Here is an 11,299-nt window from a genome sequence, read left to right as displayed (position 1 = left end):
CATCACCTGCATTCCAGCCCCGAAACCTGCCACTGGGGATTCTTCGAAGCGAAACTGAAACCTGTCCTGTCCATCAAAAGCGGCGATGAGGTGACCATCGACACCATCAGCGGCGGCCCTGACGTGGTGCCCGACCGCAAGCGGTTTCATGTCCCGCCCGAGCTCGACGAGGTGCACGCGAAAAACGAGCGCATGGTGCCCGGCCACATCCTGACCGGTCCGGTCGCGGTCGAGGGCGCCATGCCGGGCGACGTGCTCGAAGTCGAGATCCTCGAGGTCGGCCTGCGGCAGGACTGGGGTTACAATCTGATCCGGCCGCTCGCCGGCACCCTGCCCGACGATTTCCACGAAACCCGCCTGATCAACATTCCGCTCGATCGCGAAAAGATGGTCGGGCGGCTGCCTTGGGGGCTCGACCTGCCGCTGAAACCGTTTTTCGGCGTGATGGGCGTGGCGCCGCCGCCGGCCTGGGGCCGCATCACCTCGCTGATCCCGCGCGCCATTGGCGGCAATCTCGACAACAAGGAGCTCGGCGCCGGCGCCAAACTCTATCTGCCGGTGTTCGTGGCGGGCGCGCTGTTCTCCTGCGGCGACGGCCATGGCGTGCAGGGCGACGGCGAGGTCTGCGTCACCGCGATCGAGACCGCGCTGCGCGGCCGCTTCAAGCTGACGCTGCGAGCGGATTTGCGGCTGGATTATCCCCGCGCCGAGACCGCCGATCACTACATGACGATGGCGATGGACCCCGACCTCGATCAATGCGTGGTGCGCGCGTTGCGCGACATGATCGTGCTGCTCGGCGAAAAGCGCAATCTGTCGCGCGAGGACGCCTACACGCTGTGCAGCCTCGCCGCCGATCTGCGGGTGACGCAGACCGTGAACGGCTCCAAGGGCATTCACTGCATGATCGCGAAGTCGGTGGTGCATGGGTGAGGACGGTGCCGTAGCCCGGATGAAGCGCAACGCAATCCGGGGAAGCCGCCCCACGACCGGTCCCCGGGTTTCGCTTCGCTCCACCCGGGCTACGGGTTCTTCGCGGGTGCCTCACCCGACCCGCCAGCCGACCTCTTCGGCAAAACTGCGATAGAACTCGCCGTCATAGGCGCGTTCCGGCGCCTGCCGCACCCGCTGGTCGAGGCGCTCGGCGTCATCGCCGACCAGGATGCGCCAGCGCTCGGCCTTGACGCCGTCGAGGATGACTTTTGCCGCGGCTGAAGCCGTCATCGGCGCCTCGTCGCGAAAGCTGCGGGCGCGATCGGCGGCCATCTTCTGGATATCGTCGTCCGACATCGGCGCGGTATCGACGCCCATGCCTTTGAGGCGCTGGCGGGCGGAGAGGATTTCGTTGGGGCTGAGCGCGTCCGATTCGGTGCCGCTCTGGATCTTGCGCGAATTGGACACGATCGAGGTGCCGATATGGCCGGGCATCACCACCGAGCATTTGATATGCGGCGCATTGAGCCGGAGATCGTTGATCAGCGCCTCGGTAAATCCCTTCACCGCGAATTTGGCGGCGCTGTAGGCGGTGTGCGCCACGCCCATGCCGACCGAAGCCCAGAACCCGTTGACGCTCGAGGTATTGACGATGTGGGCCTCGTCGGCCTTCATCAGCATCGGCAGGAAGGTCCGCACGCCGAGATAGACGCCGCCCCAGCAGATGTTGAAGGTCCGTTCCCACTGCTCCCGCGTATTGGTGAACAGGCTGCCGCCGCCGCCGATGCCGGCATTGTTGAACAGCAAATGGATCTTGTCGGTCGCCTGCTGCTCGGCCAGCTCGTCGCGAAAGCGCTTGAGCTGGTCCTCGATCGAGACGTCGGCGACGTGGGTGGTGACGCGCAAGCCCTGCGGCAATCTTTCGACCTCGCACAGCCGCTTGGTCTCGGCCATCGCGGCAGCCGAGACGTCGCACATCGCGACGTTGCAGCCCTCGGCGACCAGCTGCCGCGCCAGCTCGCGGCCCATGCCCGTGCCGCCTCCGGTGATGACAGCGATCTTGCCGGCAAAATCCTTCATGAGCGCTGCCCCCCGTTTATTGGCTGACCTTTAACTCCGTCTCTAGCTTCGTTCAAACCACGGCGCAAGCCGCGGCAATCGCCACCGGCACTCGCCGGCCGAACGCTGCAAGGAGAATTTCCGCGAACATCCCGCGTGAGTTCAGGAATTACTGCCGCACCACGCTCACCATGGTCGTGCCGCTTTCGATCATGTCGAGTTCGCGCGCCGCCGCGCGGCTGACGTCGATGATTCGGCCGCGGCCATACGGGCCCCGATCGACAATCCGCACCACGACCGTCTTGCCGTTGCGAACATTGGTGACAAGCACCATGGTGCCAAACGGCAAGGTGCGGTGTGCCGCCCACAGTCCCGATGGCGTAGTTACTTCGCCGCTCGCCGTGCGCCCGCCGCCATAGAACGCGGCCATGCCGCTTTCAGCGCGCACCGGACAAATGGCCAGGGCCAGGAAGGCAAACGCCAATGAGAGTTCCCGAGGTGTCATCGGGCATGAACGGCGGCCGATCCCTAAAGTTCCCTTCCGGGACGGATATCGCCGGATCGAATTGCTGCACGCCTATGCGACGTTGCCGATAATCAGCGACGCCATGAGCGAAACCGCTCACCTTGCGCGGATTGTTCACAAACCAGCCGATTGGCGGGGACCTTTTCATCGCGCCCGGCATTTGTTCCCTGCAGCATTTCGCTGTGTGGGAGCGACCGCACGATGTTTGGCCCTTTTTATTCGACCGTGTTTCTGGCATTTGAGTCGGGTAACGTCATCGGCCTTCGCATGATGAAGATGATGTCGGGCGGCCGAGGCTCGCACGACGAAGCGAATTTGATGGTGACGGAGAAGCTGCATGCCATGCTCGAGGCCGGCGCAAGCCTGATGTCCGGCGGCACCGCGAGCAGCGTGGTTGACCGCTACCGGGAACACGTCGCGGCGAACGCGAAGCGGCTGTCGCGCTAGACGCGGGGCCGCATGCGCGGCGAGAGCCGCGCTACTTGACGCGCCGCCCCTTGAAGAACCCGGCATTGGTCGTGTTCTGCCGGATGTTGGCGGTGTCACCCTGCTCGGCGGTATTTACTTCGCCCTTCGTCTTCGAGGTGTCTTTGTTCGCTTCGGCGTTGTCACCCGTGCCCTTGTGACTGCGGTTGGCGGGCGGCACGGGCGGCATTTCATTGTGACGGGACATGTTGATTCCTTTGTTTCCCTGCATGGGAACTGGTGACAACGGCTCTGCCCCCCGCCTCGTTCCGATAAAACAAAAGCACCGGTTCGCACTGCCGCCACGACGTGGCAGTCAGTTTGCCCCATTTTGAGAAGCGTATTTTCTCCGACCTGAATTTCGCCTAGGATCGACCCGCTGACTGGCCCAGACATTTCCCGGGACCGCTCGCATGAAAACCGTGACCGACGATCCGGACTGGGCACCCAAACTGTACGAGGCGCGCGCGCTGGCGATACGGTTGGTCGGAAAGCACGGCCGCTGGCAACAGGGCGCGGAACCCTGCCGCGTCGCCGAGCGCAACCGCCTGCAGGTGACCTATTATCCCCATCGAAGGCCCCGATGGCTCGCCGTCGACGTTGCGGGGGACGCCCACGGCCGCACGACGCGTGTTCTCGACATCGAATGGAACGACGGCGACGCCTGGCGCGTGGCGATCGAAACCTTTTCCCCCGGCCGCTGGGAATCCCGGCTCAAGACATCAGTCTATCCCCGGCCATGGCTGGAACGCTGGCGCGCGATGGCGCTGTTCACGGCGTCGGCGTAGCACTGCGGAACCGCCGGCCGAGCCGGCGGTCGCCTTTATCGATCCCGCGCTTTCAACCGCAGACCTGCATGGAGCGGATGCGCCAGCCGTAGCGCGTCATCACGCGGCGGCGGACAAGGTAGCAACCGTCATCATAGTAGTCATCGTAATAATAGGGATAGTCGTCATAGGCGTAGTAGGGCCCGACGCCAAATCCCACGAACGCACGACGGTGGAAGCCATGGTGAAAGCCGTGGAAGCCGCCACCGACGAAACCTCCGTGGACGGCAGCGCTGCGAAAGCCCATTCCGCCGCCACCGAAGCTATGAACACCGCCGCCACCTCCGCCAAAACCGTGGCCGCCGCCACCTCCTCCGTGGCCACCTCCGCCGCCACCACCACCGCCGCGAGCCAGCGCCATCGTCGGCTGAACCAGTCCGATCGCGGCCATTGCCAAAAGAGCCATCATCAATTTCCGCGCCATGCTTCCCTCCAGTTACATGAAGTCGCCCGTCAAGTATGGGACACTGTTGCCGGAGGTTTATTCGGCGACGAAACAAGCGGCGCGGTCAACTAACGGTGAGGCGGAACGCGCCAGATTCATTCCGGATGAATATTTGTTCAGACAACGCAAATGCGGTTTGCGCGTCGCTTTTTGTTCGTCAAGCCGAAGGCGCTTGAGCTGCCGTGCGCGAGGAGGAAACAAATTGGATCATGGCGGATTATCCGAGCTCGTTGGATCTGAGAAGGAACGACCATGAAGATTATGACATTTGCCCTCGCCGCAGCGCTCGCGTTTTCGAGCACCTGCGCATTCGCGCACTCAAGCCATCGGATGAGAGACCATCACATGATGCATCGCTCGGCAGGCTCGAACAATCCGAACGGCACCGCGGGAGGCCGCACCAGCTTGAGCGGGACCGGCTCCTCGCAGTTTGGCGGCTCGGTGCCGGGGACCACCGGCAAGAACTGAGGGAATTATTGGTCGGAGCGAGAGGATTTGAACCTCCGACCCCTAGTCTCCCAGACTAGTGCGCTAACCGGGCTGCGCCACGCTCCGATGCCGTTCCCTTAGCTTCGATCGGCCTTGCGCGCAAGGCGCGGGATCGGCCAGGCGACGGGCTATGCTGGAACCCCCCGTCCACGGGGACATTGATCGCAGCCAACACCAAACTTCGCTGGGAGAGCCCCTCACCCGCCCTCTCAGAGCGAGCTTCGCTCGTCTCGGCTCAGAGCGAGCTTCGCTCGTCTCGGCCCCGCAAGGGCGGGGCGAGGGAGAAGAAGACGATGGCTAGCCCTTCAGCGCGGTATCCAGCAATTGGCGGCAGGCGATCAGGTCCTGCAGCACGCTTTCCAGCCGCGTGGTGTCGAGCAGCCGCGGCGCGGTGCCGAAGCCGGACAGCGAGCCATTCTCGACCACGCCCGGAATGCCGTCCTCGTCTTCGTCGGTGAGCAGGCGGAAATCGATGCCGTCGGCGGTCTCGTAATCGTCGTCGTCGATGTCGATGCCGGGAGCGGCGTCGTCCCCGTCCTCCAGGATGCTTTGGCCGACCGCCTCCTCGATCGCGCCGAACGAGGCGACCGCGGAGCTGTCAGCCAGCCGCTGCACCGAGGCGATGCCGTGCTCTTTCAGGATGCGCTGCACGCCGCGGATGGTGTAGCCCTCGCCATAGAGCAGGCGGCGGATGCCCTTGAGCAGGTCGACGTCGTCGGGGCGGTAGTAGCGGCGGCCGCCGCTGCGCTTCATCGGCTTGATCTGGGCGAACCGGGTCTCCCAGAACCGCAGCACGTGCTGGGGAATGTCGAGGTCGGCCGCCACCTCGCTGATGGTACGGAACGCATCCGGCGCCTTGTCCAAATGCCCGCTCCTTTTTCGCTCGCTGGTCAAATGATCGCTTCTGCCGGCCCTGGCTTATTTGTTGTCTTGACGCGTTTTCTGCACGCGAACCGGTTTCCACTTCGCTTGAAAACGCTCTATTCGGCCTTGCCTTCGCCGTTGGCCTGGTGGCCGTTGATCCGCTGCTTGAGGATCGCCGACGGCTTGAACACCATCACCCGTCGCGGCGAGATCGGCACTTCGGTTCCGGTCTTCGGGTTGCGGCCGATACGCTGGCCTTTCTTGCGCACCATGAAGGAACCGAACGACGACAGTTTCACCGTCTCGCCCTTCTCCAGGCAGTCGGTGATCTCCTTCAGCACCAGTTCGACGAAGGCAGACGATTCCGTGCGCGACAACCCTACCTTCTGGTAGACGGCTTCGCACAGATCGACGCGTGTCACTGTCTTTCCGCTTGCGGTCATCGCCTGCCCCAACTCCGGCGAACAATTTCTATTTGCGAAATTATGAGGTTAGCTTACGACGGTCAACAGCGCTCATCAATGCAAAAGCATGAAAGAAGTCAGCAAAGTACACAGACTTTTTAAGATGGCGCTTACCAGCGCAACAGGGCCGAACCCCAGGTGAAGCCGCCGCCCATGGCCTCCAGCAGCACCAGATCGCCCTGTTTGATGCGTCCGTCCGCGACCGCAACCGACAACGCCAGCGGAATCGAGGCCGCCGAGGTGTTGCCATGCAGGTCCACCGTCAGCACCACCTTCTGCGGTGCAATATGCAACTTGTGCCCCGTAGCATCGATGATTCGCTTGTTGGCCTGGTGCGGCACGAACCAGTCGATGTCGTCGGCGCTCGTGCCGGTGGCCTCGAACGCGGCCACGATCACATCGGTGATCATGCCGACCGCGTGCTTGAACACCTCGCGGCCTTCCATCCGCAAATAACCGACCGTCTGGGTCGAGGACGGCCCGCCATCGACATAGAGTTTCGATTTGTGCCGGCCGTCGGAACGCAGATGCGTGGTCAATATGCCGCGGTCGGACATCTTGCCGGGCTGTTGCTGCGCATCGAGCACGACGGCGCCGGCGCCGTCGCCGAACAGCACGCAGGTGCCGCGGTCGCTCCAGTCGAGGATCCGCGAAAAGGTCTCCGCCCCGATCACCAGCGCCCGCTTGAAGGCGCCGGTACGCAAATAATTGTCGGCGGTGGCGAGCGCGAACACGAAACCCGAGCAGACCGCCTGCAGGTCGAAGGCCGCGCCATGGTGGATGCCGAGTTCGTTCTGCACGACAACGGCGGTGGCGGGAAAGGTGTTGTCCGGCGTGGAGGTCGCCAGCACGATCAGGTCGATCGACTGCGCGTCGACGCCGGCGTGAGCGAGCGCGGCGCGCGCCGCGTGCACGGCCAGATGCGAGGTGAACTCGCCCTCGGCCGCGATATGGCGCTGCTTGATGCCGGTGCGCTGCACGATCCACTCGTCTGTGGTGTCGATCCGCTGCGCCAGTTCGGCATTGGTCAGGATCTGCCGCGGCAGATAGGAGCCGCAACCCAGCACCACCGAACGTATTGAGCTCACGAGACGGCCTCCTGCGCGGTCGGCACCGATCCAGGCGTGCTGCCGTCGCGATTGAGCATCTGATTGATCTTGTTGAGGAGATCGTTACGGACCATGTCATAGCCAACATCGACGGCATAGGCAAAGCCTTCGGCGTCGGTTCCACCATGGCTCTTGACCACGATGCCGTTCAGACCGAGCACCACGCTGCCATTGGACTTGGAGGGGTCCAGCTTGTCGCGCAACGCCTTGAAGGCATTCTTTGCAAACAGATAGCCGATCCGGGCGCGCCAGCTGCGCGACATGGCGCTGCGCAGGAAGTCGGTGATTTGCCGCGCCGTGCCTTCGGCGGCCTTCAGGGCGATATTGCCGGAAAAGCCTTCGGCGACGATGACGTCGGCTGCCCCCTTGCCGATGCCGTCGCCCTCGACGAAACCGATATATTCGAGCTGGGGCAAGTTCATCGCGCGCAGCAGTTCGGCTGCCTCGCGGATCTCCTCGCGGCCCTTGATTTCCTCGACCCCGATATTGAGCAGACCGATGGTCGGCCGTTCCAGATGGAACAGCACGCTCGCCATGGCGCTGCCCATCACCGCCAGCGCCACCAGATGATGCGCGTCGCCGCCGATGGTGGCGCCGAGATCGAGCACGACCGAATCGCCGCGCGCCGTCGGCCATATCGCCGCCAGCGCCGGCCGGTCGATCCCGGGCAGCATGCGCAGGCAGAACCGCGCCATCGCCGCCAGCGCACCGGTATTGCCGGCGGAGATCGCGACGTCGGCCTCGCCTTTCTTGACCGCCTCGATCGCGAGCCACATCGAGGAGTTCTTGCGGCCGCGGCGCAGCGCCTGGCTCGGCTTGTCGTGCATGGAGACGGCGACATCGGTATGGATGACGCGCGAGACCGTTTTCATCGAAGGGTGTTTGGCCAGTTCAGGTTCGATCAGCGCAGCATCGCCGAACAGCAGGAATTCCGAATCGGGATGCCGGCTCAACGAAATCGCGGCGCCGGGAATGACCACCGATGCGCCGACATCGCCACCCATGGCGTCAAGCGCGATTCGAACCTTTTGAGGCATGAACGTCCCGGAAACCTGATCTTGCGGTCGTGAAGCGCCTTCGGCCGCGGACTTTGAAATCGCCACGGATAGCGGCGATCGGCGGGTGCAGTGATGCGCCCCAGCCGGGCCGGGACAATAGCGTTTCCGCGTCCCGACACAACCTCTTGACCGCCGTCTTTTGGCGTCCAGAGGGTCGCGGCGCGAATTCGGAACATGCCAACATACCCTGACAATTCAGCGTGTTAGGCCAAATTTCGGAACCAAACTCGGATCCGGCTCTGAATCGAATCCGAACGCCGCGCCGGCATCCAGCGCGCCTTGCCGGCGCATCCGCGCCGCATCAGCGCTTGCCGGGCTTCTTCGTCCCGGCCGGTTTGGAATCGAGTTGCAACGCCTTCAGTGCGGCGAACGGATGGGCCTCGGGATCGGCGGCCTCCACCGGCGGCTCGAAAATCGCATCCGGCCGCCGCGGATAGGGATCGATCCCGAGGAACAGCGCATCGGTTGCGAGGCGGCCGAGATCGATGATGCCGTTCTCGATCGGCTCCGGCGGATCGGGAATCGCCTCGTCGCTCTCCAGCGCCTCATCGACGAGATCGGCAAGAACGGGAATTTGATCGGGCGGCGCAAAAATGACATCGACCTCCTCGTCGATGTCGTTCTCGATCGGCTCGAGCGTCACCACGCAGGTCTGTCCGACCCGGGCGCGCACGCGACCTCCGACATGGAAGCGGCCCCTGCCCCTGGGCGTGACGTCGAGCGAAGCGCTGGCAAAGCCAATCTCGCGAAGGCCCGCTAGATCGGCCATGGCCTGGCGCGCCTGCTGACCGGCTTCGATGTCGTGATGCGATCCGGCCTCCGGAATCTGCGCCACCACGACGGGAACGCGCCAGGGATCGGGCTTGTCGGCGGTGGCTTTGGGTCGGCTCATGGTGATGCGCTCGGTTGTGCAGGCAAGGGAAAACGCCACGATGCGCTCTCGATCGTCGCGTCGTCCAGCGCCGCCAATGCAGCGATCGCGGCCTCGACATGGATGGCAAGCCGCCGCGCGTTCTCGTCATGCCCGCCATTGAAGATATTCTTGTTCAGCGCCTGCGCCAGTGGCTCGACACCCTCGCCAAGCGCCAGGTCGTAGGCCGCGCTGCGGCCGTAAAACGCCTCCCCGAAGGCCTGCATGCGTTTGGGGACCGTGAGATCGCCAACCCCCATCTCGCGCAAGTTGCCGTCCATGTCGTCGCAAAAGCGGTCGAACAGCGCCTGGCACGACGCCTGCCCGCCCGGAAGCAGCCTCAGCCGCCGCAATACCATCCACAAATGCAGTACCAACAGGTCAAAACGGCCGTTAACCGTATCCGGCACCGTCAGGTCCCGATAGAACAGGGGTTCTCGCGCTTGCGTCACGATCATGCCATAGATGGCCTCGATGGTGCCGCGCGGGGCTATCCGGGGTTTCCAGAAGTGATTGAACGGCCAAAGCATTGTGGGTTCCGCAAGCGAGCCTTCAAGCGAACCCTAGGGGTTCGCGCATGTTGCAATCCGGCGTGCTGGGCCGTACGTCAACACCTCGCGCGATGCAAGGGGACGGGATCAGTTCCGGAATGAGGCAAATCAGCCAGATACGTCAGCGCCTGTTCGCGCCACGCGGATCGACCGCGCGGGCGCGTGGCGTGCGCGCGGTGGCCGCCATGGCATTGCTGTGCGCGGTGCTCGGCGGCTGCACCGGCGAGCAGTTCCAGAAGGGCTACATCCTGCCCCCCGGCGCGCTCGAGCAGATTCCGATCGGGGCGAGCCAGGATCAGGTGCTGATCGTGATGGGGACGCCGTCCACAGTCGCCACCCTCAACGGCGAGGTGTTTTACTACATCTCCCAGCGCGCCGACCGCCCGGTCGCCTTCATGAACCCGAAGATCATCGACCAGCGCGTGATCGCGATCTATTTCGACAGGAATCGCCAGGTCAAGCGGCTCGCCAATTACGGGCTGCAGGACGGCAAGATCTTCGACTTCATCAGCCGCACCACGCCGACCTCCGGCCAGGAGCTCAGCTATCTGGCGCCGCTGTTCCGGCTGATCAGCTTCAATTAGGGCCAACTGAATATTCGTGTCCCGGACGCGGTGGTGCACATCAGCGGCGCACCAGGTCGCAAGCGCGATGCCGCGCAACACACGTTCTGGTTACTTGTGATCCACTTCACACGTGGATTTTGCGGACGGCGCTACGACCAGCGCGGGGCTGAATCAAGTCATCGGCTCTTTTAAAGGCTCTCACGGCCGCCAAATCATCAGGAGATTAACGTCATGGGTTTCTATGGACCAGAACCGTTCGATACCGCGCAAGCCACTTATGTCTGGACCGGAAAGGGCAAGCCGGGATTCTTTTCCGTCACCGTCGAGGGCCATGCGCCGAATTTCACCTCCGGGATCAAGCTGGTCCGCGACCCGCAGTGGGTCGGCGGCCTCGCCATCCGGGTGATGGGGTGGACGGGACCACTGGGCAAAGGCACCAAGCCTTATAAGGTTCACGGGTCCTTCCCCGGCTCCTTCCTCAAGGAGATCGTGGTGATCGGAAGCAACAAGCACGAGATCGTCCAGGTGAAGGAGATCGCATTCACCACTGACGAGGAGTTTGCGAAAAACGCCGACGCGCTGGCCTGATCGCCTCACGACCTCGCCGCCAGACCTCGGATAGCGCGTCCTTCAAGCAAAAACCTCGCGGCTTGCGCCGCGGGGTTTTGTCTCGAATCGTATCCCGGCTCAGTGTGCGAGAATCGCGAGCAGCAACAGCGCCACGATGTTGGTGATCTTGATCATCGGGTTGACCGCGGGACCGGCCGTATCCTTGTAGGGATCGCCGACGGTATCGCCGGTCACGGCAGCCTTGTGGGCGTCGGAACCCTTGCCGCCGTAATGGCCGTCCTCGATGTATTTCTTGGCGTTGTCCCAGGCGCCGCCGCCCGAGGTCATGGAGATCGCGACAAACAGGCCGGTCACGATCACCCCTAGCAGCATGGCCCCGACGGCGGAGAACGCCGCCGACTTGCCGGCCGCACCGCCGCCCGCAATGCCGTAAATGACAAAATAGACGAAGACCGGCGACAGC

General features: G+C 63.7%; 18 protein-coding genes and 1 tRNA gene. 7 read left to right on the top strand and 12 right to left on the bottom strand.

Annotated elements, in window-relative coordinates; genetic code table 11:
- Positions 1-933 (top strand): acetamidase/formamidase family protein (locus VK804_RS12175; RefSeq protein WP_325371064.1); only part of this gene is annotated, 933 nt, incomplete at its 5' end.
- Positions 934-1,044: 111 nt separating this feature from the next.
- Here the strand turns inward: VK804_RS12175 and VK804_RS12170 are convergent.
- Together VK804_RS12170 and VK804_RS12165 are read right to left on the bottom strand one after the other, a co-directional pair.
- Positions 1,045-2,013: an SDR family NAD(P)-dependent oxidoreductase gene (locus VK804_RS12170; protein ID WP_325371063.1), complete on the bottom strand. Its 969-nt coding sequence runs from the start codon at positions 2,011-2,013 to the stop codon at positions 1,045-1,047.
- 148 nt (positions 2,014-2,161) lie between these two features.
- Positions 2,162-2,476, bottom strand: a complete 315-nt coding sequence (locus VK804_RS12165; RefSeq protein ID WP_325371062.1) for a septal ring lytic transglycosylase RlpA family protein — start codon at positions 2,474-2,476, stop codon at positions 2,162-2,164.
- Positions 2,477-2,719: 243 nt separating this feature from the next.
- Between VK804_RS12165 and VK804_RS12160 the strand changes: the two genes are divergently transcribed.
- Complete coding sequence (locus tag VK804_RS12160) at positions 2,720-2,965, top strand: hypothetical protein (RefSeq protein WP_325371061.1); 246 nt, start codon at positions 2,720-2,722, stop codon at positions 2,963-2,965.
- A gap of 31 nt (positions 2,966-2,996) precedes the next feature.
- Here the strand turns inward: VK804_RS12160 and VK804_RS12155 are convergent, their stop codons facing one another.
- Positions 2,997-3,191, bottom strand: coding sequence for a hypothetical protein (locus tag VK804_RS12155; RefSeq protein ID WP_325371060.1), 195 nt, complete (start codon positions 3,189-3,191; stop codon positions 2,997-2,999).
- Positions 3,192-3,396: 205 nt separating this feature from the next.
- Between VK804_RS12155 and VK804_RS12150 the strand changes: the two genes are divergently transcribed.
- Positions 3,397-3,771, top strand: a complete 375-nt coding sequence (locus VK804_RS12150; protein WP_325371059.1) for a hypothetical protein — start codon at positions 3,397-3,399, stop codon at positions 3,769-3,771.
- A gap of 52 nt (positions 3,772-3,823) precedes the next feature.
- Here VK804_RS12150 and VK804_RS12145 read toward each other — a convergent pair whose 3' ends face one another.
- Positions 3,824-3,970, bottom strand: coding sequence for a hypothetical protein (locus tag VK804_RS12145; RefSeq protein ID WP_325371058.1), 147 nt, complete (start codon positions 3,968-3,970; stop codon positions 3,824-3,826).
- Between the two features lie 21 nt (positions 3,971-3,991).
- Here VK804_RS12145 and VK804_RS12140 point away from each other — a divergent pair, with 21 nt between their 5' ends.
- Both VK804_RS12140 and VK804_RS12135 read left to right on the top strand, forming a co-directional pair.
- Entirely contained in the window at positions 3,992-4,327 is a 336-nt protein-coding gene (locus tag VK804_RS12140; protein WP_325371057.1) for a hypothetical protein, read from the top strand.
- A gap of 273 nt (positions 4,328-4,600) precedes the next feature.
- Positions 4,601-4,723, top strand: coding sequence for a hypothetical protein (locus VK804_RS12135; RefSeq protein ID WP_325371056.1), 123 nt, complete (start codon positions 4,601-4,603; stop codon positions 4,721-4,723).
- 9 nt (positions 4,724-4,732) lie between these two features.
- On the opposite strand, the gene VK804_RS12130 is transcribed toward VK804_RS12135, so the two are convergent.
- The 7 genes from VK804_RS12130 to VK804_RS12100 form a co-directional block, all read right to left on the bottom strand.
- A tRNA-Pro gene (locus VK804_RS12130) sits at positions 4,733-4,810 on the bottom strand.
- Positions 4,811-5,041: 231 nt separating this feature from the next.
- Positions 5,042-5,608, bottom strand: coding sequence for a MerR family transcriptional regulator (locus tag VK804_RS12125; RefSeq protein ID WP_325371055.1), 567 nt, complete (start codon positions 5,606-5,608; stop codon positions 5,042-5,044).
- A 116-nt stretch (positions 5,609-5,724) separates the two neighbouring features.
- Complete coding sequence (locus tag VK804_RS12120; RefSeq protein WP_325371054.1) at positions 5,725-6,051, bottom strand: integration host factor subunit alpha; 327 nt, start codon at positions 6,049-6,051, stop codon at positions 5,725-5,727.
- A gap of 131 nt (positions 6,052-6,182) precedes the next feature.
- The gene (locus VK804_RS12115; RefSeq protein ID WP_325371053.1) at positions 6,183-7,160 is read right to left on the bottom strand and encodes a beta-ketoacyl-ACP synthase III; all 978 of its coding nucleotides are present in this window, start codon (positions 7,158-7,160) and stop codon (positions 6,183-6,185) included.
- On the bottom strand, positions 7,157-8,218 hold the full coding sequence (plsX, locus tag VK804_RS12110; RefSeq protein WP_325371052.1) for a phosphate acyltransferase PlsX: 1,062 nt from the start codon (positions 8,216-8,218) through the stop codon (positions 7,157-7,159). The genes VK804_RS12115 and plsX overlap by 4 nt, the downstream gene beginning before the upstream one ends.
- 322 nt (positions 8,219-8,540) lie before the next feature.
- On the bottom strand, positions 8,541-9,131 hold the full coding sequence (locus VK804_RS12105) for a DUF177 domain-containing protein (RefSeq protein WP_325371051.1): 591 nt from the start codon (positions 9,129-9,131) through the stop codon (positions 8,541-8,543).
- Positions 9,128-9,679 (bottom strand): ubiquinol-cytochrome C chaperone family protein, encoded by a 552-nt coding sequence (locus tag VK804_RS12100; protein WP_325371050.1) that lies wholly within the window; start codon positions 9,677-9,679, stop codon positions 9,128-9,130. Before VK804_RS12100 ends, VK804_RS12105 begins: the two co-directional genes overlap by 4 nt.
- A 119-nt stretch (positions 9,680-9,798) precedes the next feature.
- On the opposite strand from VK804_RS12100, the gene VK804_RS12095 reads away from it, so the two are divergent.
- Positions 9,799-10,284 carry an outer membrane protein assembly factor BamE gene (locus VK804_RS12095; protein ID WP_325371049.1) on the top strand — a complete coding sequence of 162 codons (486 nt, stop codon included), beginning with the start codon at positions 9,799-9,801 and terminating at the stop codon, positions 10,282-10,284.
- 213 nt (positions 10,285-10,497) lie between these two features.
- Positions 10,498-10,854 (top strand): hypothetical protein, encoded by a 357-nt coding sequence (locus tag VK804_RS12090; RefSeq protein ID WP_325371048.1) that lies wholly within the window; start codon positions 10,498-10,500, stop codon positions 10,852-10,854.
- Positions 10,855-10,953: 99 nt separating this feature from the next.
- On the opposite strand, the gene VK804_RS12085 is transcribed toward VK804_RS12090, so the two are convergent.
- A partial coding sequence (locus tag VK804_RS12085) for a sodium/proton-translocating pyrophosphatase (RefSeq protein ID WP_325371047.1) occupies positions 10,954-11,299 on the bottom strand: 346 nt, incomplete at its 5' end.

This window comes from Bradyrhizobium sp. (genome assembly GCF_035484855.1).
GTDB lineage: Bacteria > Pseudomonadota > Alphaproteobacteria > Rhizobiales > Xanthobacteraceae > Bradyrhizobium.
This window is presented reverse-complemented; position numbering and strand designations above follow the sequence as displayed.

Excerpts from the sequence above, each read along its gene's own strand:
- plsX (WP_325371052.1), bottom strand. The coding sequence starts at position 8,218 with ATGCCTCAAAAGGTTCGAATCGCGCTTGACGCCATGGGTGGCGATGTC.
- VK804_RS12140 (WP_325371057.1), top strand. The coding sequence starts at position 3,992 with ATGGTGAAAGCCGTGGAAGCCGCCACCGACGAAACCTCCGTGGACGGC.
- VK804_RS12090 (WP_325371048.1), top strand. The coding sequence starts at position 10,498 with ATGGGTTTCTATGGACCAGAACCGTTCGATACCGCGCAAGCCACTTAT.
- VK804_RS12160 (WP_325371061.1), top strand. The coding sequence starts at position 2,720 with ATGTTTGGCCCTTTTTATTCGACCGTGTTTCTGGCATTTGAGTCGGGT.
- VK804_RS12095 (WP_325371049.1), top strand. The coding sequence starts at position 9,799 with ATGAGGCAAATCAGCCAGATACGTCAGCGCCTGTTCGCGCCACGCGGA.
- VK804_RS12120 (WP_325371054.1), bottom strand. The coding sequence starts at position 6,051 with ATGACCGCAAGCGGAAAGACAGTGACACGCGTCGATCTGTGCGAAGCC.
- VK804_RS12135 (WP_325371056.1), top strand. The coding sequence starts at position 4,601 with ATGATGCATCGCTCGGCAGGCTCGAACAATCCGAACGGCACCGCGGGA.
- VK804_RS12170 (WP_325371063.1), bottom strand. The coding sequence starts at position 2,013 with ATGAAGGATTTTGCCGGCAAGATCGCTGTCATCACCGGAGGCGGCACG.
- VK804_RS12155 (WP_325371060.1), bottom strand. The coding sequence starts at position 3,191 with ATGTCCCGTCACAATGAAATGCCGCCCGTGCCGCCCGCCAACCGCAGT.
- VK804_RS12105 (WP_325371051.1), bottom strand. The coding sequence starts at position 9,131 with ATGAGCCGACCCAAAGCCACCGCCGACAAGCCCGATCCCTGGCGCGTT.
- VK804_RS12150 (WP_325371059.1), top strand. The coding sequence starts at position 3,397 with ATGAAAACCGTGACCGACGATCCGGACTGGGCACCCAAACTGTACGAG.
- VK804_RS12100 (WP_325371050.1), bottom strand. The coding sequence starts at position 9,679 with ATGCTTTGGCCGTTCAATCACTTCTGGAAACCCCGGATAGCCCCGCGC.